Annotated in this window: 19 protein-coding genes and 1 riboswitch; of the genes, 11 read left to right on the top strand and 8 right to left on the bottom strand. The window is 62.2% G+C overall.

The genetic code is table 11. The annotated features are described in order from the left end of the window. Positions 1 to 25: 25 nt before the first annotated feature. Both C2U40_RS15130 and C2U40_RS15135 read right to left on the bottom strand, forming a co-directional pair. A complete protein-coding gene (locus tag C2U40_RS15130; protein WP_103829154.1) occupies positions 26 to 3145 on the bottom strand; it encodes an efflux RND transporter permease subunit in 3120 nt (1039 codons plus the stop codon). Continuing rightward, complete coding sequence (locus C2U40_RS15135; protein WP_024944721.1) at positions 3145 to 4194, bottom strand: efflux RND transporter periplasmic adaptor subunit; 1050 nt, start codon at positions 4192 to 4194, stop codon at positions 3145 to 3147. Before C2U40_RS15135 ends, C2U40_RS15130 begins: the two co-directional genes overlap by 1 nt. 208 nt (positions 4195 to 4402) lie before the next feature. On the opposite strand from C2U40_RS15135, the gene C2U40_RS15140 reads away from it, so the two are divergent. Together C2U40_RS15140 and C2U40_RS15145 are read left to right on the top strand one after the other, a co-directional pair. After that, positions 4403 to 5956 (top strand): sensor domain-containing diguanylate cyclase, encoded by a 1554-nt coding sequence (locus tag C2U40_RS15140; RefSeq protein WP_103829155.1) that lies wholly within the window; start codon positions 4403 to 4405, stop codon positions 5954 to 5956. A gap of 33 nt (positions 5957 to 5989) precedes the next feature. Further along, the gene (locus C2U40_RS15145; RefSeq protein WP_103829156.1) at positions 5990 to 6856 is read left to right on the top strand and encodes a patatin-like phospholipase family protein; all 867 of its coding nucleotides are present in this window, start codon (positions 5990 to 5992) and stop codon (positions 6854 to 6856) included. A gap of 94 nt (positions 6857 to 6950) precedes the next feature. On the opposite strand, the gene C2U40_RS15150 is transcribed toward C2U40_RS15145, so the two are convergent. Then, entirely contained in the window at positions 6951 to 8312 is a 1362-nt protein-coding gene (locus C2U40_RS15150) for a sodium-dependent transporter (protein ID WP_011705197.1), read from the bottom strand. A gap of 262 nt (positions 8313 to 8574) precedes the next feature. Here C2U40_RS15150 and C2U40_RS15155 point away from each other — a divergent pair, with 262 nt between their 5' ends. Beyond that, positions 8575 to 9774, top strand: a complete 1200-nt coding sequence (locus C2U40_RS15155; RefSeq protein ID WP_158656423.1) for an ISL3 family transposase — start codon at positions 8575 to 8577, stop codon at positions 9772 to 9774. Positions 9775 to 9826: 52 nt separating this feature from the next. On the opposite strand, the gene C2U40_RS15160 is transcribed toward C2U40_RS15155, so the two are convergent. Further along, entirely contained in the window at positions 9827 to 10093 is a 267-nt protein-coding gene (locus C2U40_RS15160) for a helix-turn-helix domain-containing protein (protein WP_005298604.1), read from the bottom strand. A 258-nt stretch (positions 10094 to 10351) separates the two neighbouring features. Here C2U40_RS15160 and C2U40_RS15165 point away from each other — a divergent pair, with 258 nt between their 5' ends. From C2U40_RS15165 to C2U40_RS15180, 4 genes are all read left to right on the top strand, one after another. Continuing rightward, a complete protein-coding gene (locus C2U40_RS15165; RefSeq protein WP_103829328.1) occupies positions 10352 to 10948 on the top strand; it encodes a hypothetical protein in 597 nt (198 codons plus the stop codon). A gap of 308 nt (positions 10949 to 11256) precedes the next feature. Continuing rightward, positions 11257 to 12291 carry an OmpA family protein gene (locus C2U40_RS15170; protein ID WP_103829327.1) on the top strand — a complete coding sequence of 345 codons (1035 nt, stop codon included), beginning with the start codon at positions 11257 to 11259 and terminating at the stop codon, positions 12289 to 12291. Positions 12292 to 12722: 431 nt separating this feature from the next. Next, positions 12723 to 13724, top strand: coding sequence for a porin OmpA (ompA, locus tag C2U40_RS15175; protein WP_016349943.1), 1002 nt, complete (start codon positions 12723 to 12725; stop codon positions 13722 to 13724). A 211-nt stretch (positions 13725 to 13935) separates the two neighbouring features. Further along, positions 13936 to 14991 (top strand): OmpA family protein, encoded by a 1056-nt coding sequence (locus C2U40_RS15180; protein WP_104467490.1) that lies wholly within the window; start codon positions 13936 to 13938, stop codon positions 14989 to 14991. Between the two features lie 140 nt (positions 14992 to 15131). Here C2U40_RS15180 and C2U40_RS15185 read toward each other — a convergent pair whose 3' ends face one another. Together C2U40_RS15185 and C2U40_RS15190 are read right to left on the bottom strand one after the other, a co-directional pair. Beyond that, positions 15132 to 16826 carry an NAD-dependent malic enzyme gene (locus C2U40_RS15185; RefSeq protein WP_103829162.1) on the bottom strand — a complete coding sequence of 565 codons (1695 nt, stop codon included), beginning with the start codon at positions 16824 to 16826 and terminating at the stop codon, positions 15132 to 15134. A 68-nt stretch (positions 16827 to 16894) separates the two neighbouring features. Next, positions 16895 to 17752 (bottom strand): helix-turn-helix transcriptional regulator, encoded by an 858-nt coding sequence (locus C2U40_RS15190; protein ID WP_181014962.1) that lies wholly within the window; start codon positions 17750 to 17752, stop codon positions 16895 to 16897. Positions 17753 to 17872: 120 nt separating this feature from the next. Here C2U40_RS15190 and C2U40_RS15195 point away from each other — a divergent pair, with 120 nt between their 5' ends. Next, entirely contained in the window at positions 17873 to 19252 is a 1380-nt protein-coding gene (locus tag C2U40_RS15195; protein WP_049048342.1) for an MATE family efflux transporter, read from the top strand. Positions 19253 to 19402: 150 nt separating this feature from the next. Further along, positions 19403 to 19651, top strand: coding sequence for a YciN family protein (locus tag C2U40_RS15200; RefSeq protein ID WP_005298586.1), 249 nt, complete (start codon positions 19403 to 19405; stop codon positions 19649 to 19651). A gap of 34 nt (positions 19652 to 19685) precedes the next feature. On the opposite strand, the gene C2U40_RS15205 is transcribed toward C2U40_RS15200, so the two are convergent. Further along, positions 19686 to 20825, bottom strand: a complete 1140-nt coding sequence (locus C2U40_RS15205; protein WP_049048344.1) for a GGDEF domain-containing protein — start codon at positions 20823 to 20825, stop codon at positions 19686 to 19688. A 246-nt stretch (positions 20826 to 21071) separates the two neighbouring features. On the opposite strand from C2U40_RS15205, the gene C2U40_RS15210 reads away from it, so the two are divergent. Both C2U40_RS15210 and C2U40_RS15215 read left to right on the top strand, forming a co-directional pair. Beyond that, complete coding sequence (locus C2U40_RS15210; protein WP_103829163.1) at positions 21072 to 22469, top strand: nucleobase:cation symporter-2 family protein; 1398 nt, start codon at positions 21072 to 21074, stop codon at positions 22467 to 22469. 100 nt (positions 22470 to 22569) lie between these two features. Further along, on the top strand, positions 22570 to 23271 hold the full coding sequence (locus tag C2U40_RS15215) for a lipoyl protein ligase domain-containing protein (protein WP_103829164.1): 702 nt from the start codon (positions 22570 to 22572) through the stop codon (positions 23269 to 23271). 108 nt (positions 23272 to 23379) lie between these two features. On the opposite strand, the gene C2U40_RS15220 is transcribed toward C2U40_RS15215, so the two are convergent. Continuing rightward, positions 23380 to 24756 (bottom strand): alanine/glycine:cation symporter family protein, encoded by a 1377-nt coding sequence (locus C2U40_RS15220; protein WP_102989148.1) that lies wholly within the window; start codon positions 24754 to 24756, stop codon positions 23380 to 23382. Positions 24757 to 25006: 250 nt separating this feature from the next. Next, a riboswitch (glycine riboswitch) is annotated at positions 25007 to 25117 on the bottom strand. Between the last annotated feature and the right edge of the window lie 267 nt (positions 25118 to 25384).

A 25384-nucleotide genomic window follows, 5' to 3' on the forward strand; every position in this document is an offset into this window, starting at 1 on the left:
CTTTTCACCTATATGGGTGTAGGCATCAGGCCGCCGGTTTGTCCTGCTGCGAGGCGGCCTCGCTGGCCGCCAGCGCCTCGTCCACCAGCTGATCCCGTGCCCCGGTCATGCCGGCCCGCTTGGCCAGCAGATGGTAGATGGCGGGCACCAGCAGCAGGGTCACCAGAGTCGCCAAAGAGAGGCCGAAGAAGACCACGGTGCCCACCGACATCCGGCTCTCATAGCCCGCCCCCATGGAGAGCATCAGCGGCACGGCCCCTATGATGGCGGTGAGCGAGGTCATCAGGATCGGGCGCAAGCGGCGCACCGAGCCTGCGATGATCGCCTCGTCGAACCCCTCGCCGCGCTGGCGCAACTGGTTGATGAACTCGACGATGAGGATGCCGTTCTTGGTCACCATGCCGATCAGCATGATCATGCCGATCTGGCTGTAGATGCTCATCTCCTGCCCCGTCAGCCAGAGGCCGAGCAGACCGCCAAAGATGCCGAGCGGCACCGTCACCATCACCACCGCCGGGGTCAGCATGCTCTCGAACTGGGCCACCAGCACCAGATAGACCACCAGCAGGGCCAGAGCGAACACCATCACCATCTCGCCCTGGTTGTCGCGATAATCCTTGGACTCGCCGGCATAATCCACCGTCATGCCGCTTGGCAGGTTGGCGCTGGCCCAGCCGTCGAGGTAATCCAGCGCCTCGCCCAGGGTGTGGCCCGGCGCCAGATCCGCGGTTAGGGTCACTGCCTTCTGACGCTGGTAGTGGTTGAGCCGCTGCGGGCTCGCCACCTGCTTGACGGTAGCCAGGGTCGAGAGGGTCACCATCTCGCCGTTGGCCGCCTTGAGGTAGATGCGGCTCAAGTCGGAGACGCCGTTGAAGTCGCGCTGGTTGGCGCGCAGGTAGACGTCGTACTCCTCCCCTCTGTCGACATAGGTGGTCTGGCTGATGCCGCCGAGCAGGGCCTGCAGGGAGCTCGCGACGGTGGAGACCGGGATGCCGAGCTGGTTGGCCCGATCCCGCTCTATGGTCACCTGCAGCTCCGGGGTCTTCTCGGCATAGTCGAGATCCGGCGTTTCCATCAGGCCACTCTGGGCTGCCGCCTCTTTCAGGGCCAGCCCTTGCTGATAGAGCTCGGCGTAATCGGAGCCCTGCAGCACGAACTGCACCGACGCGGTGGAGCCGCCGCGAAAGCCCGGCTGGAAGGTGCGGATCATCACGTCCGGAATGCCGGCCAGCCGCCCGCTCAGGGATTTGGCGAACTCGGTGGCGGTCTCATCCCGCTCGGCCCAGTCGGTGAGCTGGATGATCGCCATGCCGGTCTGATCGCCGCCGCGGCCGAAGGCCGGGGTGCTGAAGCTCATGGCCTGCACCACCCCCTTGCCGAGCAGCGGCATGATGGCCGCCTCCACCTGCTGCATGTTGCGCTTCATCCGCTCGATGCTGGTGCCCTCGGCCCCCTTGACGAACACGTAGAGCACGCCCCGGTCCTCGGTCGGGGTCAGGCTGGTGGGCAGCTGGGCAAACAGGGCGCCGATGCCGCCAAGGCAGAGCACCAGCACCAGCGGGGTCCAGCGCGAGTGGTGCAGCATCCAGCCGAGCAGCCGGCGGTAGTGGGCCTCCACCCAGCCGAGGCCGCGATCGAGCGCCGCCGTCAACCGATTGGGCCGATCCACCGAGCGCATCAACCAGGAGCCCATGGCCGGGGTCAGGGTGAGCGCGATCAGTGACGAGAAGAGCACCGCCAGCGACAGCAGGATAGCGAACTCGGTAAAGAGCCGGCCCACCATGCCATCCATAAAGGCGATGGGCACGAACACCATCACCAGCACGGCGGTGGTGGCGATCACCGCAAAGCCCACCTCGCGAGTGCCGTGCCAGGCCGCCAGCAGGGGGGGTTCACCCCGTTGCAGATGGTGGTGAATGTTCTCCACCACCACGATGGCGTCATCCACCACCAGACCGATGGCGAGAATGAGCGCCAACAGGGTAATGAGGTTGATGGAAAAACCGAGATACCAGGCCCCGATAAAGGCGGAGATGAGGGAGACCGGCACCGTGATGGCCGGAATGAGGGTGGTACGCCCCTGCCCCAGAAACAGGTAGAGCACGGCCACTACCAGCACGGCGCAGATGGCGAGCGTTTCGTACACCTCGTCGATGGCCTGCTTGATGAAGATGGTGGAGTCGTAGTCGACCTCCAGCGTTGCCCCCTCCGGCAGGAAGCGCTGCATCTCGGCCATCTTCTGCTCGACCCCCTGCGCCACCGCCAGCGGGTTGGCGGTGGACTGGGCAACGATGCCGATCCCCAGGCTCTCGCGGCCGTTGCGCTGGTAGGCGCTGTCTTCGTTCTTGGCCCCCACCTCGACGTCGGCGATGTCGGCCAGATAGATGCTCTGGCCGTTGGCGGCGGTGCGCACCTGCAGCGCCTGGAAATCGGCGGCGGTGTGATAGAGCCGGGCAATCTGCACCGCCATGGTCATGCTGTTGTTGCGGATCTCGCCGCCCGGCAGCTCGATGTTCTCGCGCTTGAGGGCATCCTGCACATCCGCCACCGTGACGCCGCGCGCCGCCATGTCGGCTGGGCGCAGTCGCACGTACATGACCTGGGTCAGATCGCCGGAGAGCGACACCTCGCTCACCCCGTCCACCAGGCTCAAGGGATCCACCAGTACCCGGTTGGCGTAGTCGGTCATGGCGGTGCGGTCCATCTGGGTGCTGCTGAAGTTGAGCCAGACCGCCACGTCACCGTTGCCGTTGTCCTTGGTGACCAGGGGTTCATCCACCTCGTCCGGCAGCTTGGGGCGGGCGCGGGAGATGGCGTCGCGCACATCGGAGATCCCCTCCACCATGTTCCAGCCGAGCTTGAACTCCACCGTGATGACAGAGCGCCCCTTGCGGGTCACCGAGTTGATGTTCTTGATGCCGCTGATGCCGGAGAGCTGATCCTCGATGGGCTTGGTGACCTGGCTCTCCATGACGGCGGGGGCGGCCCCCTCGTACATGGTGGTGATGGAGACGGACGGCGTCTGCACGTCCGGCATCTCCCGCACCGTCAGCTTGGAAAACGCCACCAGACCGAACACGGTGAGCAGCGCGCTCAGTACCACCGCCACCAGCGGGCGGCGCACGGAAATATCGGAGAGCCACATCAGCCTTTGACCTCCGCCAGATCGTGCACGCTGACGCCATCACGCAGGTTGACCAGCCCCTCGACCACGATGCGATCGCCTACCTTGAGCCCTTCGGTCACCCACACCTCTTCGCCATGGGTATCCCCCAGCACCACCGGCACCCGCTTGACCTTGCCATTGGGTTCGAGACGATAGACGAAGCGCTGCTCGCCGGCATACTCCACCGACTGGGCCGGGATCAGGGTCATCTTCTGTGGCGGCAGGGAGAGCTCGACGTTGAGCAGCATGCCGGGGCGCAGCTGGCCGTCAGGATTGGGGATGATCACCCGCGCCTTGATGTTCTGGGTATCGTTGGAGACGCGGCTGTCCAGCGTCTCCAGCACACCGCGGAAAGATTGATCCGGCCAGGCCGAACTGGTCGCCGTCACCGCCATGCCGGGGCGCAGCAGCGAGAGGTAGCGCTCAGGCACCGCCAGATCGAGCCGCAGCTTGGCCAGTTCGTCCAGGTGGAGCAGGGTATCGCCGCTGTTGACCAGGGCCCCTTCGCTCAGATCGATGAGGCTGACCGAGCCGTCGAACGGCGCCAGCAGGGTGCGCAGGGAGAGCTCGTACTTGGCGGCATCGGCGCGGGCCTGAGCCTGGGCGACCGTGGCCTCCTGCCCCTCCAGCTCCGAGGTGGTGATGGCACCGCGCGCCACCAGCCGGCGCATGTCCCGCAGCTTGCGGCTCTCGTCGCGCACGCTGGCGCTCTGCTCGGCCAGCTCCGCCTGCTGCTTGCCGGCGTCGAGGGCGATCAGCACATCCCCCTGCTTGACCTGCTGGCCGGAGCGCACCGCGATCTTGACGATGCGGCCGGTTACCTCCGGGCTTATCACCACGGAGCGGTTGGCGGCCAGCTTGCTCACCAGCTTGATGGAGGGCTCGGCCAGGCTCTGGCTGACCGTCTGCGCCCTGATGTTGACCTGACGTGGCTGGGGTTTGCCGGCAGGGGCGGAGTGGCGGTAATACCAGCCGGCGGAAATCAGCAGAGAGAGGCAGGCAAGCACCAGCCATATACGCATTTTCATCAAGCAATCCATGAAATTAAGAGAAAAGAGGGCACTTCATCAATGATGGTCACCATGTTACCCCCTGACTATGCCGTGACTATGTATAAATGTGACAAAACGTAACAGAAACGGCGATATTTGATTGAAATAGCAGTAGCAGAAGACGGGCTTCACGATTGTGCCCTAAACTGATGCTCCGAACCTGTCCGGATCCCGCCTAACGCCTATGCCTGAACCCAGATCTCATTTTGTTACCTGTCGTCTGCAATGGCTGCTCTGCGCCTTCGTCGCCCTGCTGCTGGCCATCACTCTCAAGCTGACCCTGACCCAGGTCACCGACCATTATCAGAGCGACACCCTCAGCACTGCCTCCCGTCTGAAATCCCAGTTTCAGCAGATGGAAACCTTTCTCGAGGCCATGCGCGGTCAGGCAGAGGAGCGGCTGCGCAGCAACCCGCAATCCGCCCTCACCCAGCAGCTCTACGGCGCCCTGCGGGAGAATGGCGACCAGGGCTTTGCGCTGGATCGGGTGCCCGCCAACCTGCCCAAGGGGCTGAGCGGCAACCTGACCGGACTGGGGCCACTGCCGGCCCCCGGCAGCCCACGCGCCGCCAGGCTGCACCTGGCGCTGAGCCTCTCCCCCCTGCTCTCCACCGCCAGCAAGCTGCTGGGGGACAAGGTCGGCTGGCTCTACTTTACCGGAGTCGATGATTTCGTCTATCTCTACCCCTGGGTCCCCGCCAGCCAGTTTCACTTTCGGCGCAACATCTATCTCAAGTCCTACTGGCAGGATGCCCTCAAGCAGAAGGAGAAGAGCCTGCACGCCACCGTCTCGCGCCCCTACGAGGACTTTGCCGGCGCGGGCCAGATGATCACCCTGTCACAGCCCATCGTGAAGGATCAGGTGCTGGTGGGCGTCATCAGCATCGATGTGCTGCTCTCCCGGCTGGAGCAGCTGCTGCGCGAGTCCACCCCCGGCATAGGCACCCTGTTTCTGGTCAACCAGCATCAGCAGATCCTCGCCAGCAGCAATCAGGAGGTCGACTTCGTCCCAAAGCCGTCAAAGACTCGGGATGGCTACCGCTGGCAGCAGGGGGCGTTTCAGTTCCAGTACGCCATTCCTGACACCGAGCTCACCCTGCTCCACCGCATCCCCCTGCCCTCCCTGCTGTGGGCCCTGCTCTGTCAGTCCGCCCCGACCCTGATCGCCCTGTTCTTCATGGCCTGGGCCGTGCTTGCCAATCTCAAGTCCCGTCGCCTGAACCGGCAGCTGGACTATCTCTCTCGCCACGATGCCCTGACCGGCGCCTTCAACCGCCACTACTTCGACGAGTTTGAGCGCCGCCATCAGCAGCGCGGGGGCAGCCTCGGGGTGATCATGTTCGACTGCGATCACTTCAAGCAGGTCAACGACCGCTTTGGCCACGAGGTGGGCGATCAGGTGCTGATCCAGCTGGTGCGCCTGTGCCAACAGCACCTGCGGCGGGAAGACGCCCTGATCCGCTGGGGCGGCGAGGAGTTTCTGCTGCTGGCGGCCAAAGGGGGCGAACCACTCGACCAGCTGGCCGAACAGCTGCGTCTGCGCATCGCCCGCCACCCCTGGCAGGAGCTGGCGCCGGCCCTGGCGGTGACCGTCAGCCTGGGTTACCACCACAGCACCACCGATACCCAGTTGCAGGAGGCCATTCGGCGGGCCGACGTGGCGCTCTATCAGGCCAAGGCCAACGGCCGCAATCGCAGCGAACGCTGGCAGGATGACGGCGCCGGCAACTGCGGGTAAGCTGGCTTTCTCACTCACTCCTGGAGAGACAAAGTGGCACGAAAACCCCGTGTGGGACTGGCTCTTGGCAGCGGCGCGGCCCGTGGATGGGCACACATCGGCATCATACGGGCGCTGGAGCGGCTCGGCGTCAAACCGGATCTGGTGGCGGGTTGCTCCATCGGCAGCTTTGTCGGCGCCGCCTATGCCGCCGGTGAACTGGACAAGCTGGAGAGCTGGGTACGCGGCTTCAGCCGCTTGCAGGTGGTCAGCCTGCTCGATCCTGCCCTCTCCGGCGGCCTGTTTCGCGGCGAGAAGGTGTTCGGCATCGCCGCCAACCACCTAGGCGATCCCGCCATCGAAACGCTGCCGCTGCCCTTTGCCTGCGTCGCTACCGAGCTCGACACCGGCCGCGAGATCTGGCTGCAGCAGGGGCCGCTGCGCCAGTGCGTGCGCGCCTCCTGCGGCATGCCCGGCATCCTGACCCCGACCCGGGTCGAGGATCGCTGGCTGGTGGACGGCGCCGTGGTCAACCCGGTGCCCATCTCGCTGGCCCGCGCCATGGGCGCCGAGGTGGTGCTCGCCGTCAACCTCAACGCCGACATGCACCAGCCCTGGACTGACGAGCCGGATGAACCGAGCGGCGGCAACCGCTTCAGCCAGTGGTTCAACCGGGGCGACAGCCCCAACACGCCGGGCATGTGGAGCGTGATGACCGGCTCCATCAACATCATGCAGGAACGCATTACCCGCGCCCGGATGGCCGGCGACCCGCCCGAGATCCAGCTCTGCCCGCGCCTTGGCAGCTTCTCCATCATGGATTTCCACCGCGCCAGCGACGCCATCAACGAGGGCGAGGCCTGCGTCGAGCGCAACCTCGACCAGCTCAAGGATGAACTCGGCCGCCTCGGTGTGCTCTAGCGCGGTTCACCATCTGCAAGACGGGACATCCCCAATAAAAAGAGCGCCTTGCGGCGCTCTTTTGCTGTGGGAACTGTGGGCCCAGCACGGCTGGCTAGAACAGCCCCAACCCTTTGAGCATCACGATCAGGATCAGCAGCGGCGACACGTAACGGATGATGAAGAACAGCGGCTTGAGGATCGCCAGCTCCAGCTCACCGCCGTTGGTCAGCGCCTCCTTCATCCGCTCGAAGCCCCACACCCAGCCCACGAACAGGCAGAGGAAGATGCCGCCAAGAGGCATCAATACGTTGGAGGAGACGAAATCGAACAAGTCGAAGAAAGTCTTGCCGGCGATATGAACGTCCGCCAGCGAGCTGTTGGAGAGCGCACAGGTCGACCCCACCGCACCCAGCACCAGCAGGTTGAGCAGGGTCGCTTTGGGGCGGCTCATGCCAAATCGCTCTGACACCACCGAGACCGGCACTTCCAGAATGGAGAGCATGGCGCCGGTGGCGGCGATGGCGGAGAGCACGAAGAACAGCACCATGAACAGGTGGCCGAACGGAATGCTGGCGAAGACCGCCGGAATGGTGATGAACAGCAGGGAGGGACCGGCAGTGGGCTCAAAACCGAAGGCGAATACCGCCGGGAAGATGGCGATGCCGGCCAGCATGGAGACGAACAGGTCGGCGCACATCACCCGGAAAGTGGTCAGCGGGATGTTCTGATCATCCCGAAAGTAGCTGCCATAGGTCATCATGCAGCCCATGCCGATGGAGAGCTTGAAGAAGGCCAACCCCATGGCGGTCAGCACCACCCCGGCCGTTATCTTGGAAAAATCCGGTGAGAACAGAAAATGCAGCCCCTGGCTCGCACCCGGCAGGGTCAGACTGCGGATGCCGATAACGAGCAGCAGGATGAAGAGTACCGGCATCAGCTTCTTGGTCACCGCCTCGATCCCCTTGGAGACCCCCATCAGCAGGATGCCGCCCATCAGAGCCAGCACCAGCCACTGCCAGAGCAGGCTCTGCAGCGGGTCGCTTATCAGCGCCCCGAAGGCCGCCCCGGTCACCTTGGGATCGGTCGACAGGATGGAGCCGTCAACGGCCTTGAAGATGTAGGCAAAGACCCAGGCCGCCACTTCGGAATAGAAGGACATGATAAGGAAGGCGGCCAGCACCCCCATGGCCGCGATCAACCACCAGGGCTGCCCCTTGGGAGCCAGCTTGCTGAGGGTGGTGACGGCATCGGACTTGCCTTTGCGCCCCAGCATGATCTCGGAGATCATCACCGGCAGCCCGACCAGCAGCGTCGCGATGACATAGACCAGCAGGAAACCGGCGCCGCCGTTTTCGCCCGTCAGGTAGGGAAACTTCCAGATATTTCCCAGCCCGACGGCTGAGCCCAGGGTGGCGGCAAGGACGCCGAATTTGCTGGTAAAGCCATCTCTGGCCTTGGGGGTGATTTGACTCATGCTTGTCTCACTGTGCGCATCATGCGAGGGATACCGCTAATTTTAGCGGTCAGAATTTTCTGAGGATTAATCCGGCTTGCCAAGGTATTTTCGTGAAAAGCCTTGGTGAGAGCACAATTAGCCAAATTTAATTAATTTCGTGGGTTATTTGATGGATAAAAAAAGGTTCTTCGCGCAAGCGTGGGGAAAGGTAAGTTGACAGACAGGGATCGGGTAAACTGGTAGTCGCCAAACAAACCGGTTCCTTCACCCTGCTGTCACTATGCATGATATTAATTTTGCCTCGTTCTGGCCAGGCTACGACGTTTCTGTCCATAGCCGCTGTGCCACACAAATTACTTTCGCTCTTGAACCTCGTTCTAACCACCTGCCTCTTTGTGGCAAGTGTCATCAGCCCTGCCCATTGGTCCACGATCGTCGCACCCGCCTAGTCCGTGACCGCGATCTGTTTGAACTGCGGGTTCGCCTGCAAGTCCCCATCCGTCGCGTTGACTGCCTGCACTGCGGCCGGGTGTCTGAACATATCGCGTGGTTGCCTCCCAGTTCACGCATCACACAACGATTGCAGAGCTGGGTTGAGGCCTTGCTTGAGTTGATGCCCATCAGTCATGTCAACCTGCTCACCGGACTGCATTGGCATACCATCAAGACCATCGACATACGCCGACTCCAAGCCAGTGTTGGCACCTTTGAACCTGGCGCTGTGCGACGGCTGGTGATGGACGAGTTCGCCCTGCATAAAGGCCATCGTTATGCCACTGTGATCATGGATGCTGAACGGACTCGTGTGTTGTGGGTGGGCCACGGTAATAGCCGGGAGGCCATTCGCCCCTTTTTCAAGCTGTTGGGCGAACAATGCCAACAGATTGAAGCCGTTGCCATGGACATGAACTCCGCCTTCGATCTGGAGGTGAAAGAGCACTGTCCGCAAGCCGAGGTGGTTTATGACTTGTTCCATGTCGTGGCGGGCTACGGTCGGAAGGTGATAGACCGTATCCGGGTGGATCAGGCCAACGCATTGCAGCATGACAAGCCAGCTCGCAAGGTGGTCAAGCAAGCGCGTTGGCTGCTGCTGCGCAATCGGGAGAACCTCAAGGAAGGGCAAGAGGTGCAATTGCAGGAACTACTGGCCGCCAATCAGCCCTTGGCCACAGCCTATGTACTCAAGGATGCCTTGAAGGAAATTTGGTACGCCCCCGACATCCGGGAAGGCTGGCGACGGTGGAGGGGCTGGACGCGGCACGCCAGGGAAAGTGGTCTGGCACCCTTGAAGGATTTTGCCAGAAACCTCCGGCGTTACATCCGAGGCATCTTAGCGAGCGCCCTCTTTCCAATGCACACCAGCCAGTTGGAGGGGGTGAATAATCGAATCAAGGTGATAAAACGCATGGCCTATGGGTTTCGGGACTCAGAATACTTTTTCCTGAAAATCAAGGCCGCCTTCCCCGGAAAGACGCGATGAACCTAAAAAAATGCCGCCTCGATGGCGGCATTTTTGTCAAAGCTCAATCAAATCAAGCCTTGGCAATATCGTCCGGGCCGATCTGACCGATTTCGGCGACTTTTTTGTCAGCCAGCAGCCAGAGGGTGAACTTGTGCAGTTCCGGGTGATGAGCCAGTGCCACCAGGAAGGCGCCACCAACTTCACGATAACCCAGTTCGTAGTTCTTCAGGGTGGTCGGGGGAACGCCCAGCAGATCTGCAAACTTGGGACGGCTCAGGCCGACCGCTTCACGGATCTGACGGATCTTCTTGCCAACAGTTACGATATTTGAATTCATGTGTTCCATACTCCGTACGGCGGATTGACTCCACCTTTATTTTTCGCGACGACTCGTAGTCAAGTGTATCAGTTTTGAACGGACTCGTTATGGTCGAGCCTCTATCTTTAATCAGCGTCTTTCGACGACAACCCTTGCAAACATCGGGGATGGTAATCGCTCAACCGCCTCAGGTAAACAGTCTCGAAAAGAAACCTTTATTGTTGCCACAGGAATAACTCGTATAATTCGCCGGCTATCCCTTAGGAGTAAGAACTCATGGCGCTTCCCGGCATAATCTCCTGTTTACACCCAGTCACCTCCCCCGCAGAACTCGCTCGTCAACTGCAGCAAGGCCAGCAGACTCGTGCCGAAGCCTTCTGGTTGCCCACAGCGCTGCACGATCAGGCGACAGCAGTTTTGGCTGCGCTCGATGACAAAAGCAGCCTGTTTCTTGAGCGGCTCGCAACCGGGCTGCCATTGCGCACTCACGACGGCGTCATGCAGGAAGATGGCACCCTGCTGCTTGGCAATGGTCAGCACCTGGCACTGGCCAAAGAGCCGGGCGATGGCGGCCTGGTCCCCGTCAACGGGCTGGCCGAGATGGCCGACTGGCTCGAAGCAGGCCACCTGCATTTCTGCTGTTCAGCTGCAGTACAGCCTGTGGCGCGGGCCATCCTCAACATCTGGCCGCTCGATCCCTACCTGGCCCGTCATTTTTTGTGCAGTTTTACACCCTTACTGTGCGAAGCAACCGAGGCCGATTACCTGGCCGTGTTCCAGGCGAGGGAATTTCCCGCCATGGCGCAATCTGACTGGGTTCAGGCCTATATGAAACTCGAGAAGAGACTGCACCGAGCCTATTTGGATCACTAATTAATTTGGATAAACAGCCAGTTATCCACACGACACAATTTGCCATATGGATTATGTGTGAGCTTGATCATGTTTTGAAATCGGCATAGAGTGCGCCACGTCATCGGAATGACATCGGCTGTTCGTGAAGGGTTGAAGGCATTGCTTACGCTGCCACCCGCTCGCTTGTGCACCAGGAATGTGTGCCTCCCGGATGGATCCGGGATCCCTGCCAGACTCAACGCTGTTGTTCGGCAGAGCCTGCAGCTTACATAAATTAAAAAGTGCGAAGCACGTGAACAACGTGCCATCTCAACGAGGATTTTTTTATGATGAAAATGGCTCCTTCCCTGATCGCCATCGCCATGGCTGCCATGGGTGCAACTGCAGCTCACGCCGCTGACGACATCTACTTCGGTGCCGGTGCAGGTGCTGCCCACTTCAACGGTCTGAACAAGATCGGTGGTGGCGGTTACGCTGGTACTGAAGACGCTGCTGCTGCCAACGCCTTCGTCGGTTACAACTTCACCGAAAACTTCGGTACCGAGTTCGGCTACCAGTACGCTGGTCGCGGCAACACCGACGGTCTGCGTTACGAGAACCAGGGTGCCACCCTGTCCGGTATCGCTCGTCTGCCGCTGGGCGGCGACTTCTCTGCCTTCGCTGAAGGCGGCGCCTACTGGGCTCACACCGATGGTCTGGGCACCAGCGACACCAAAGTATCCCCGCTGGCCGGCCTGGGCGTGACCTACAAGGTTAACGACGCGCTGGATCTGCAAGCTCGTTACCGCTACATGTGGGACGTGGCTGACCTGCACGCAGGCGATGCCCCGGACGACGTACGCTACAAGTCCAACCAGAGCGTTGCGACCCTGGAAGCCGTTTACCACCCGTTCCGCACTTCCTATGTAGCCCCGGCTCCGGCCCCGGTTGTTGAAGAAGCGCCGGCTCCGGCTCCGCAAGTTGTCGAGAAGAGCTTCGCCCTGAACTCCGACGTGCTGTTTGCCTTCGGCAAAGACAGCCTGAAGCCGGAAGGCGTTGCTGCCCTGAACGGTCTGTACCAGCAAATCGTTGAATTCCAGCCGAAAGATGGCAACGCTGTTGTCGTTGGTTACACCGACCGCATCGGTTCCGACGCTTACAACCAGAAGCTGTCCGAAGCCCGCGCTCGCACTGTTGCCAACTTCCTGGTCAGCAAAGGCATGGCCGCCAGCAAAGTTGCTGTTGAAGGTCGTGGTGAAGCCAACCCGGTTACCGGCACCAAGTGCAACGGCGTGAAAGCCAAAGCTCAGCTGATCTCCTGCCTGGCTCCGGACCGTCGCGTTGAAGTTCGCGTATCCGGCGTACAAGAAGTTCAGAAGTAATCTGACTCCGTTCAGATAATGCGAAAAGGGGATGCCACGGCATCCCCTTTTGTTTGTCTCCCCGCCACCAACTGACCAAAAACAGAGCAAGGCGCGTCACTTTCTGTCAAATCATTTCCCTCTTCCGGCTTTCTGCTACTTCGTGCAGAGCCGCGCCAGCGCTGGATATCTGTACAGAAACTTGATCAACACGAGTCAAAAGAATACAGTAACTCCGCTTGTAAGGCATTGGATGAACTATTAAAAGTGCTTCCGGCCCGGTTAGTTGTCCATGGAGCCAAGGCTTCGTGAGTATCCAGGATCCATCTCTTTTTTCATTCAGGCCAACCGTGGTTCACCATGGAGGTCACAGCTGAATTGTCACTTGTGACCGGTATAACTGAAGAGTGCGCAGTACGCCCTAGCACGGCAAACTCAACGAGGATAAAACGATGAAAATGAAAATGGCACCCGCCCTGATTGCTCTGGCCATCGCGGCCATGGGGACTTCCACCGCTCAGGCTGCCAACGACTGGTACACAGGTATCGGTGCTGGTTGGGCTTATGGCCACGACCTGAACGACTTTGGCAAAGATGCCGACAAGGATGCCACCGCGCTCTCCCTGTTTGGCGGCTACAACTTCAACGATAACTTCGGCGCCGAGCTGGGTTATCTCTACGCCGGCAAGGGTGGCGTCGATGGCGTTGACTTCAAGACCCAGGGCGCAACCCTGTCCGGTCTGGCTCGTCTGCCGCTCGGCGACATCTTCTCCGTGTTTGCAGAAGGCGGCGCCTACTTCAACCACGTCAACGGCAACGGCAGCAGCGACAACGGTACCGCGCCGCTGGCCGGTCTGGGCGTGACCGCCAAGCTCTCTGATCTCATCGATCTGCAGGCCCGTTACCGCTACATGTGGAACCTGGGTGACGAGCAGAAGACCTGGGAAACCAACATGAGCGTGGCCACCCTGGAACTGGTGATGCACCCGAACCGCTCCACTTACGTGGCACCGGTAGCAGCCCCGGCTCCCGAGCCGGTTCCTGAGCCGGTCGTGGTCGACAAGAACTTCGCCCTGAGTTCAGACGTGCTGTTTGCCTTCGGCAAATCCACCCTGAAACCGGAAGGCGTGGCTGCCCTGAACACCCTGTATCAGCAGATCGTCGACGTACAGCCGAAAGATGGCAGCGCCGTGGTCGTCGGTTACACCGACCGCATCGGCTCCGATGCCTACAACCTGAAGCTGTCTGAAGCCCGCGCCCGCACCGTGGCAGACTTCCTGGTCGGCAAGGGTCTGCCTGCCGGCAAGGTAGCCATCGAAGGTCGTGGCGAAGCCAACCCGGTCACCGGCACCCAGTGCAACGGCATCAAGGCCAAGGCCCAGCTGATCGCCTGCCTGGCCCCGGATCGTCGCGTAGAAGTGCGCGTCACTGGCGTACAACAAGTCACCCAGTAAGTCACCTTGGTGACCGAAAAGGAGGCCATCCGGCCTCCTTTTTTATTGCCTGGCGCTCACCCTGAGTACCTCGGCTAACCAGCAGATCCCCGCTCATTGCCATCCTCGATACCACCTAAGTGGTTAAAAACCCTGCATCGCCTATAAATAGTGGTGGTTGTACACAACAGGGCTTGCGCCCTACTACACCAGACATCGACGAGGATACGCGATGAACATAAGAGTAAAACCTGTTTGGATTGCATTGGCACTGGCAGCCACGGGCGTACAGGCGGCGCCGGACAACGACTGGTACGCCGGGGTGGGAGGTGGCTGGGCCATCGCTCACGATCTGGGTGACTTTGGCAAGGATGCGAGCAAGGACGCCACCGCGCTCTCCCTGTTCGGCGGCTACAACTTCACCGAGAATCTGGGGGCTGAGCTCGGCTACCTGTCCACCGGTGACTGGGACGTGCAGGGCAACGACTTCAGCAGCCAGGGCGCCACCCTGTCGGTGATTGGTCGGTTGCCACTGGGGGATATCTTCTCGGTGTTCGCCGAGGGCGGCGGTTATGTCTACCACGTCAAGTCCATCAACGGCGGCGACAACAACCTGGCTCCGCTGGCCGGTCTCGGCCTCACCGCCAAGCTGCACGACTGGGTCGATATCCAGGCCCGCTACCGCTACATGGTCCGGGTCGGCGACGATCCCGACAATGACAAGGTGGGCAGCGGCACCCAGCGCTGGGTCAGCGACATCAGCACCGCCACCCTGGAGCTGGTGATCCACCCCAACCGCAGCAAACCGGTCGAACCGGCCCCCGCCCCCATGGTCGTTCCCCCGCCACCGCCCGCTCCCGAGCCGGTGGATCAGACCTTCAACCTGAGTTCGGACGTGCTGTTTGCGTTTGGCAAGGCGGAGCTGAAACCGGAGGGGATGCAGGCGCTGGAGTCGCTCTATCAGCAGATAGCCGACGTCAAGCCCAAGGATGGCAATGCCGTGGTGATGGGCTACACCGACCGCATCGGGTCGGATGCCAACAACCAGGCGCTGTCGGAGGCCCGCGCCAGCACGGTCGCCAACTTCCTGATCGGCAAGGGGCTGCCCGCCGACAAGGTGAGCATCCAGGGCAATGGCGAGAGCAACCCGGTCACCGGCAGCCAGTGTGATGCCATCAAGGCCAGGGCCGCCCTCATCGACTGCCTGGCACCGGATCGCCGGGTAGAAGTCAGGGTCACCGGCACTCAGGGTACCCCTGAGGCAGCCGCCGCCCCGGCCGAGCAGTAATTCCAGCTACGAAGAGAGCACAGCGCCAGACGTGTGAAGAGGTGCAGATAACAACAGGTGGTGAGCAAGCCCACCCACAACGCGATGCACAAAAAAGGGATGCCGAGGCATCCCTTTTGCTTTGCGCCTTCCTGCAGAAATCAGAAGGAGGTGCGGCGATAGCGACGATACTCGGGGCGCCAGAAGTTGGCCTCGATGGATTGATCGATCACCTCGTCCGGGGTCTGTACCGCCTTGCCCTGCAGCATGGCGGTCTTGGCCACCATCTTGGCGATGTAGCGGGAGACCTGGTGAATGTCCGCCAGATCCGGCAGCAAGGAGCCCTCCTCCCCTTTCACCAGCGGCGAGCACTCTGCCAGCGCGCGGCTGGCCGACATCAGCATGGCATCGGTCACCCGGGTGGCACCGGCGGCGATGACGCCAAGGCCGATCCCCGGGAAGATGAAGGAGTTGTTGCACTGGGCGATGACGTAGCGCTTGCCCTTGTACTCCACCGGTGCAAACGGGCTGCCGGTTGCCACCAGCGCCTGGCCGTCGGTCCAGCGGATCAGATCTGCCGGCGTCGCCTCTACCCGGGAGGTGGGGTTGGAGAGCGGGAAGATGATGGGACGGGCACAGTGCTTGTGCATGGTCTTGACCACCTCTTCGGTGAACAGCCCCGGCTGGCCGGAGACCCCGATCAGGATGTCCGGGCGACCGTGCTCCATCACCTCCAGCAGGGAGATGTTGTCCCCCACCGGCCAGTCGGCAATGCGCTCCACCGGCTGGGAGAGACGGCGCTGGAAGTCGAGCTGGTTGGGGATCTTGTCGGTGATGAGGCCGAATCTGTCCACCATGAAGACCCGGCTGCGGGCCTGGGCATCGGTCAGCCCCTCGGCTTTCATCTGCGCCACGATCTGCTCGGCGATGCCACAACCGGCGCTGCCCGCGCCGAGGAAGGCGACCCGCTTCTCGGAGAGCTTGGTGCCGGAGGCCTTGCAGGCGGCGATGAGGCTGCCCAGGGTCACGGCGGCGGTACCCTGAATGTCGTCATTGAAGCAGCAGAGCTCGTTCTTGTAGCGATTGAGCAGCGGCATGGCGTTGTTCTGGGCGAAGTCCTCGAACTGCAGCAGGATGTCGGGCCAGCGGCGCTTGACCGCCTGAATGAAGGCGTCGACGAACTCGGCATACTCTTCACCCGAGATGCGCGGATTGCGCCAACCCATGTAGAAGGGGTCATTCAGCAGCTGCTGGTTGTTGGTGCCCACGTCCAGCACCACCGGCAGGCAGTAGGCCGGCGAGATGCCACCACAGGCGGTGTAGAGCGACAGTTTGCCGATGGGAATGCCCATGCCGCCGATGCCTTGATCGCCGAGGCCCAGGATCCGCTCACCGTCGGTGACCACGATCACCTTGACGTTCTGCTTGGTGGCGTTCTGCAGCATGTCATCGATCCTGTCCTTGTCCGGATAGGAGATGAACAGGCCACGGGCGCGGCGGTAGATGTTGGAAAACTCCTCGCACGCCTTGCCGACGGTCGGGGTGTAGATGACCGGCAGCATCTCGGTCAGGTGGTTGGTCAGCAGCCGGTAGAACAGCGTCTCGTTGGTGTCCTGGATGTTGCGCAGGTAGATGTGCTTGTCCATGTCGTTGCCGAACGCCATGAACTGACGGTAGGCCCGCTCGGCCTGCTCTTCGATGGTCTCGATATTCTGGGGCAGCAAACCTTCGAGGTTGAAGTTGCTGCGCTCTTCGCTGGTGAAGGCGCTGCCCTTGTTGAGCAGCGGGGTCTCCAGCAGGGCCGGACCGGCATAGGGGATGTAGAGGGGACGTTTCTGGTTATTATCTTCAAACATGGATCGGGTACCTAAACGATGACCTGGACGAAGGAGTCCGCCGATCCTATGGGCTTGCGCCATTAATTTCAAAGAGTTTGCACATCCGTTGCAAAAGGTTTGCGACCCAGGCGACGAAAGGCGCCGGGGGTCAGACCAGTGAGCCGGCGAAAGCGGTTGGCAAAGTTGGCGCCGTCGCTGTAACCGACCCGGCTGGCCAGCTCGCCGAGGGGCCAGTTGGTGTAGAGCAGCAGCTGGCGCGCCTTGTTCATTCTGAGTTCGGTCACCTTCGCCATGGGCCCCATGCCGAACGCCTGCTGGCAGAGCCGATGCAGATGGGGCACCGAGCAGGCCATCTGATCGGCCAGCAACGCCACGCTCCATGGCTCGTCGAGGCGTGCCTCCACCCGCCGAAACAGCGCCTGCAACCTGAGCTCCGGGGTGCCACGCACCTCTCCTTGCAGGGGGCGCTCCAAGAGCGCCAGCAGCAGGCTCAGCAACTGGGGCTGCAGCGGTGAACGCGTGCCCTCCCCCTGCATCAGGCTGAGCAGGTAGTAGAGCTGCTCCCCCTCCTCCCCCTGCCAGATGCGGTGGCCGAGCCGGTGCAGGTGCTGCCAGCGCGGCACGTCATCCAGCAGGATCCAGCTGGTGCGCCACTGCGCCCCCACCAGCTTGAGACCACCGGGCACTGCCGCCGGCAGGAAGATGAGCGAACCGGCCGGGATGAGCTGCTCGCCGCCATCGGTGAGCAGGGCGCCCCCCTCGTCGTGACTCACCATCAGGATGTGGAACTCCGGCCGGTTGCGACGGATCAGGTAGTGATCGCGGATGCTCGAGAGCCCGGTCAGGAAGATGCCCGCCTCGCCGAGCAGCGGCAACCCTTCACGCCCCAGCATCCGCTCCTCACAGGCCGGGGCGATTTCCAGACACTCGCTGACAAACGGCATAACACCTCAACAGGATAGTTTTACACAAGAAAGCCGAGAGAGGCTCACAGTGAAGCCGCCCGCCACTCCTCCTATCATACCCATGACAAACCTTGCTTTTTATCTACCCGGTTAACATAAATGAATTATTGGCAAGCGATTTTAAAACAAACCACCGATCGTGAGTTCATGACCCGATTGTGGCGGCTGGCCCTGCCGGTCTCGCTGCAATCCATGATGTTCTCCCTGCTCGGCCTCATCGACATCATGATGGTGAGCCAGCTTGGCACCACGGCTGTGGCGGCGGTCGGCTTGGGTAACCGGGTCTTCTTCTTCAATCTGCTGGTGATAGCGGGACTCTCGGGCGGGGTCTCGGTGTTGGCGGCACAGTATTACGGTCGTGGCGAGATGGCCGGGGTGCGCCGCTCGCTGGCGCTGGCGCTGGTGGGGGCCCTGCTGGTGAGCCTGCCGTTTGCCCTCGTCTACGTGCTCTCACCGGGCAGCGTGCTCGGCTTTGCCAGCCAGGAGCCCGCGCTGCGCGCCCTCGCCGATCAGTTTCTGATGATCACCGGCGCCACCATCCTCTGCACCGCCGTGGTGGTGCCGCTGGAGTCGGCGCTGCGCTCGGTCGGCAATGCCGCCGCCCCCACCCGCATCGGCATCATCGCCATCATCGCCAACGTCATCCTCAACTACGCCCTCATCTTCGGCCATTTCGGTTTCGAGGCGATGGGGGTGGCCGGCTCGGCCTGGGGCACCACCCTTTCACGGCTGCTGCAAACGACCCTGCTGCTGCTCTACGTGAGACGCTACGAGGCGCGCCTGATCCCGCGAAAAGATGACTGGCTGGCCGCCTTCAAGCGCAAGGAGGTGGTGCGCTTCACCCTGATCGCCCTGCCGCTCTTGTTCCACGACGGGCTCTGGGCCTTCGGCATGCTGCTCTACGGCTTTCTTTACGCCCACCTTGGCACCGATTCGCTGGCCATCATGACCACCCTCGGCACACTGGAAAGCATCCTCATCTCCCTCTTCTTCGGGCTGGCGGTGGCCTGCTCCACCCTGCTCGGCCACCGACTCGGGGCGGAAGAGTACGAGGTTGCCTGGCAGCACTCCCAGCTCTTCCTGCTGCTCGCCCCCATCGGTGCCCTGCTGGTGGGGATCGCGGTCTGGCTGCTGCAGACCCACCTGCTGCAGTGGGTCGGCAACCTGCCGGGCGAGCTGATGACGGAGGCCGGCCAGGTGCTCGCCATCATGTGTCTGGGCATGCTGCTCAAGGTGTTCAACATGGTGGGCATCATAGGGGTGCTGCGCTCGGGCGGGGATGTGAACTACAGCATCTTCATCGACATCGTCGGCATGTGGTGCATCGGCCTGCCGCTCGCCTGGGGCGCAGTCAACCTGCTCGGCTGGCCCCTCTCCTGGGTGGTGGCGGTGGTGTTGCTGGAAGAGCTCAGCAAGGTGTTGCTGGTGCAACGCCGCATTCGCCAGCGCCGCTGGCTCAGAAATCTGGTGCTGGGATAAGGGAAGAGAGCAAAGCGGGAAAATGCGGGGTCATATCAATGACAGAAAATCCCTGTTTGCAGTATGCTGGCCCCCTCTTCAATCAGAGGCAGGGCGCACCGCGTGCACCGACATTATGCCCCTGCCCAGTAGTCGTTTAAGGAGACGAGCATGCAACCACAAAAAGAGCTGATCACCGAGACTGCCCTGCTGGAGATGGCCAACAAGATCATCAAGGAACACGAAGACTTCATCCACGGCATGCGTGCCGATTCGGTGGAGCAGAAGGGGGAGATCCTGGTGTTCAAGGGGGAGTTCTTCCTGGCCGAAGATGGCACTCCGACCGGCAAGACCATGGCGGTGTTCAACATGTTCAAGCTGCTGGCCCAGCAGCTCTCCGGCAAGTACCAGCTGGGCTGAGCCCGCTCAATCCCGCTCAAGCAAGATGCCGCCCTCAGGCGGCATCTGTCTGTATGGCGGCAGGCAGAGCCTGCTTGCCACCCAGCTCCCCCACCACGCAGTTGCGCCCGGCCATCTTGGCCATGTAGAGGCACTCGTCGGCCCGATTGAGCAGATCCTCCACCCCCTCGCCGCGCAGGGCCAGAGTCAGGCCGATACTCACCGTCACTTCCAGCAATTCGTCGGAGGTGGGGCTCTTCACCAGCCGCGCCTCCACCGCCACCCGCAGCCGCTCGGCCACCCGCTTGGCCTGGGCCAGCTCGGCGCAGTTGGGCAGCAGGATGGCAAACTCCTCGCCGCCGTAGCGGCCCAGCACCATGCCGGGCTCCAGCTGCTCCGCCAGGGTAGCCGCCACCTCCTTGAGCACCGCATCCCCCGCCAGATGGCCGAAGGTGTCGTTGATGCGCTTGAAGCGGTCCAGATCCAGCAGCAGCACCGCGAACGGCGCCTGCTTGCGGATCATGCTCATTCTCGCCTTCTCCAGCTGTTTCATCAGCAGGCGGCGGTTCATCATGCCGGTCAGCTCGTCGGTGGTGGACTCCCGGTAGAGCTGCAGCAACATGTTGAGCTGGCCGCACTGCACCCAGCTGCTGGCCAGGGCGAACAGCCCCAGCAGCCAGATCTGGTTGAGGGTCTGCACGCTCCAGAGTGGCTGCCCCACCAGCAGCCAGTTGCCGGCCAGCATGGTGACCAGAATGCCCCCCGCCAGTTGCAGGCCGAGGGAGAGCGGAATGGGGAAGATGGCGAACAGGCTGATGAGCAGGTAGGGGAAGGCCATGTATCCCGCCTGCAGCTCCTGATCCGCGCCGAAGCTGTGCAGGCAAATGAGGGAGAAGAGCATCATCACCGCCATCAGGTAGCCGAGCGCCAGCTTCATGCGTTCACGTCTGAAATGGATGAGGTAGGAGAAGGGGATGAGCGGGGAGAGGGCGAGCAGGCAGAAGATCCGGGCCTGAAACAGTTCATCGAACTGGGCGGAGGGCAAGGTCAACCAGTCCACCACCGCCCAGGCAGGCAAGCCTACCATCAACAGACAGGTGAGCAGCCGAAGACGCACCGTCATAAAGCCCATGCGGGTCAGGGTAAAATCTTCGGAGTGGGCACGGGCACTCCAGAACTCCGACAGCTTCAGCATCCAGAGCCTCCAAATCGCAACAGAGGGCTCATTCTACGCCGTGCGGCGGCAAAATCCTATGCAACCGGCGCCATTTCCGGGCGAGCGCCGTCACACAAACCGGCGGATCATAATCGCCATGCGCAAACGTTTCAACCCATCAAAAAATAAACCCGTTGCAACCCGAATTAGCGCTGGTCAGCCCGTTCTCAATCACTAAAATAGCGCCCAATTTTCTGCCCCCTCCCCCACACATTCGAGGTATTTATGGAACAGGCTGCCGCCGTACGCGCAACCCGAGAGGCCCATCCCCCCAGGCGAGCCCATAGCGAACTGGTCTATGGCATAGAGGATGTCCCGCCCCTGCCCCAGACCCTGTTCGCCGCCCTGCAGCATATGCTCGCCATGTTTGTCGCCATCATCACTCCGCCCCTCATCATCGCCAACGCCCTCGGCCTCCCTGCCGCCGACACCCGCTATATCGTCTCCATGTCGCTGGTCATGTCCGGCATCGCCTCCTTCATCCAGACCCGCCGCTTCGGCCCCCTCGGTTCCGGCCTGCTCTCGGTACAGGGCACCAGCTTCAACTTCCTCGGCCCCATCATCGCCTCCGGTCTCGCCCTCAAGCAGGCGGCCATGCCCACCGAGGATCTGCTGGGCGCCCTGTTCGGCACCATGCTGGCGGCAGCTCTCACCATAGTGGTGATGAGCCGCTTCCTGCACCTGGTCAAACGGATCATCACCCCGCTGGTGACCGGCATCGTGGTGCTGCTGATCGGCCTGACCCTCATCAAGGTGGGCCTCATCAGCATGGGGGGGGGCTACGGCGCCCTGGCGGACGGCAGCTTCGCCAGCCACACCAACCTCTTCCTCTCCCTGCTGGTGCTCGGCCTCATCGTGCTGCTGCAGCGTAGCCGCAACCCCTGGCTGCGCCTCTCCGCCATCATGATCGCCATGCTGGTGGGCTATGCGGTGGCGCTGCTGCTGGGCAAGGTCAACGCCCCCACCTTCGACGGCCCGCTGCTGATGGTGCCTATTCCGCTCCACTACGGGCTCGGCTTTGACTGGCAGCTGTTCGTGCCGCTCGCCATAATCTTCGTGGTGACGGCGCTCGAGGCCATCGGCGACATGACCGCCACCTCCGACATCTCCGGCGAGCCGCTGGAAGGGCCCGTCTACATGGAGCGGATCAAGGGCGGCGTGCTGGCCGATGGTGCCAACTCCATGCTGGCGGCGGTCTTCTCCACCTTCCCCATGTCCACCTTCGCCCAGAACAACGGCGTCATCCAGCTGACCGGGGTGGCCAGCCGTCACGTCGGCCTGTTCATCGCCGCCATGCTCGCGCTGCTCGGCCTATTCCCGGCGGTGGCGAGCCTGGTGCAGCAGATCCCCGAGCCCGTGCTGGGGGGCGCCACCATCGTCATGTTTGGCACCATCGCCGCCGCCGGCGTGCGCATCATCTCCCGTGAGGAGCTCGACCGCCGCGCCCTGATGATCCTGGCGGTATCGCTAGCCATGGGCCTCGGGGTGGCACAGGTGCCGGAAGTGCTGCAGCACCTGCCGGATCTGGCCAAGAGCGTGCTCTCCTACGGCGTCGCCACCGGCGGTCTTACCGCCATCATCATGAACCTGCTGCTGCCCAAGCGCGCCGCTGCACAGGCCTGACACTCCGCCATCCTTGTACCAAAGCCCCGCCATGCGGGGCTTTACCTTGTTTGCCCCCGCGCGTACTGTGCTTGGCAGCCTCTGCCAAAGGATGCCTTTCATGCCTTATACCCTGCTGCCCCCGCCAGCCGCCCACCAGACACCCGACCAGATCCTGGCCGAGGAGCAGCGCTGGCTGCGAGAGTGTGCCCATGACCGCCAGCCCCGCGCCCACCTCTGGCAGGCGCCCCAATGCCTCATCGTCACCCGCAAGGATACCCATTTGCCCCGCTTCCAGGTCGCCTGCGATCAGCTTGCCGCCGAGGGCTGGCCCGTGCATGTGCGCGACAGCGGCGGCACCGCCGTGCCCCATGGCGCCGGCATCCTCAATTTGTCGCTCATGCTGCCTCGCACCACCACGGATCTGGCTCACTACTACCGGCTGCTGGGGGCTCCGCTGCTCGCCCTGCTGGGGGAGTACGGTCTCCCGGGCAGCTATGACTTCGTGCCCGGCTCGTTTTGCGATGGCCAGTACAATCTGGTGATCGGGGGTCGCAAGGTAACCGGCACCGCCCAGCGCTGGCTGGCGCCGGGTCAGGATCACGGTGGTGCCGTGCTGGCCCAGGCCATGCTGCTGGTGGCCGGCAATGTGGACCAAGGCACCCGGATGGCGAGTCGCTTCTACGAGCTGGCGGGCGGCGAGCTGCGCTTTCTCCCGGGTACCTCCACCACCCTGGCGCAAGCCATAAACTGGCAAGGGAGCGAGGACGAACTGGTGGAGAGGGTGCGAACTCGGCTCACCGCGCTGCTGACCCAGGAGTGAGCCCAGCGCCCTGCTGCCGGGCACCACAACCTGCCCCTCATCAAAAACGCCCACAAAAAAAGCCACGACCCGGGTCGTGGCTTTTCGTTGGAATGGATGATCGCAGCGTCAGGCCGTCTGCGGCTCGGGCTCGGACTCCGTATCCCGGTCCCGGCTGAAGTAGGCACGGGTCTCGGCGATCACCACGTGGCGCAGGCCGATGAGACCGATGAGGTTGGGCACCGCCATCAGGCCGTTGACGATGTCGGCCAGCAGCCAGATCAGGTCCAGATGCAGGAAGGCACCGCTCGCCACCAGCACCAGATAGATGAGGCGGTAGGGTTTGATCGCCTTCACCCCGAACAGGTACTCGGTGCAGCGCTCGCCGTAGTAGTTCCAACCAAGGATGGTGGTAAAGGCGAAGAACAACAGGCCGATGCTCACCAGGTACTGGCCGACATGGGCATCGAGCCCCTGGGCAAAGGCCAGACTGGTCATGGCCGCGCCGCTCACATCGCCGCTCCACACCCCGGTGACCACCAGGGTCAGGCCGGTCATGGTGCAGATGATGATGGTGTCGATGAAGGTACCGGTCATGGAGACCAGCCCCTGCTCCACACAGGAGTCGGTCTTGGCCGCCGCCGCCGCGATGGGCGCAGAACCCAGTCCCGACTCGTTGGAGAAGACCCCGCGCGCCACCCCGGACTGGATCGCCAGCATGATGCCGGCGCCGACGAAGCCACCGGTGGCAGCATGGCCGGTGAAGGCGCTCCCGATCACCAGGGCGATCGCCTCCGGCAGGGCACTGGCATTGTTCACCAGCACACCGAGGCAGGCGACGATGTAGAAGATGGCCATGAAGGGCACCACCTTGCTCGACACGCTGGAGATGGACTGGATGCCCCCCAGGGTCACCAGCGCCACGATCAGGGTCAGCACCACGGCGGTCACTTCACGGGGTACCGAGAAGGAGAGGCTCATGGCGTCACTGATGGCGTTGACCTGCGGGAAGGTGCCGATGCCAAAAAACGCCACGCCGATGCCGAACAGGGCAAACAGCTTGGCCAGCGGCCTGGAGCCGAGCCCCTTCTCCAGATAGTACATGGGGCCGCCGGCCATCTGTCCGTTGGCGTCCTGCTGGCGATATTTCACCGCCAGCAGGCACTCGGCGTACTTGGTGGCCATGCCGAACAGGGCGGCCATCCACATCCAGAACAGGGCGCCGGGGCCCCCCAGCTTGATGGCGGTGGCCACACCGACGATGTTGCCGGTACCTATGGTGGCGGAGAGGGCGGTGCAGAGCGCGCCGAAGCTGGAGACATCCCCCTGCTTGCCCTGACCCTGATCGCGGCCAAAGACCAGCCGCAGGGCAAGCGGCAAGCGCACCACCTGAAGCAGACCCAGACGCAGGGTAAGATAGATACCGGTCCCGACCAGCAGGATCAACAGGGGTGGACCCCAGATAAAGCTATCGATGGCGGCGAGCGCCGATTGAATTGATGACATGCATCCTCCTTAAGAAACAGAAATTAAGGAGGAGAAGGATGATCTTCCCATAGGTGTCGCGATCGGCCAAAGGCGATCGGATGCGGGCCAAGAACCTGTTCACACTCTTGCTGCGAGGTCGTGATCAAGGCTCATGCGCGGCTCGGAAGCCTCATGTATTTACATACACTCCGGTTCCTGCGCTGCTCTTTACCTTGCTGACGACCTCTCGTTACCGATCGTGAACAGTTCCAAGCTCAGGTACAACCATCCCATCCCCTCTGTCCTTTTGCCTGAGAGTTTCCGGCGCCAGATTGCGATGCAATCACGGTGCCTTGCTCCTTCGGCGCCCGATTCAACGGGTCTCTCCAGAGTATCGTCCAGTAGCAGTCCACACCGGTTGCCCGGTACCTGAAAGATTCACTTCTTCGGTGGATGGTTGCCCATCGCTCTCCTGCTACCTTCATCCGAACTAGTTTGGATTAGGAAGCGGGCATGGTAATCCAAAAAGTGTGAGCTGTCTCCCACTCAGCCACCCCGGCCGCCGTTTTTTTTCGCACCGAACCATCTGTTATTTGTTCGTTAACTATCAATAAGTTATTCCCACTTGCCACAGATGACCCAGCTTCACTAGCCGATACGGCCGCCA

The organism is Aeromonas sp. ASNIH4 (assembly GCF_002934425.1).
Classification (GTDB): Bacteria; Pseudomonadota; Gammaproteobacteria; order Enterobacterales; family Aeromonadaceae; genus Aeromonas; species Aeromonas hydrophila.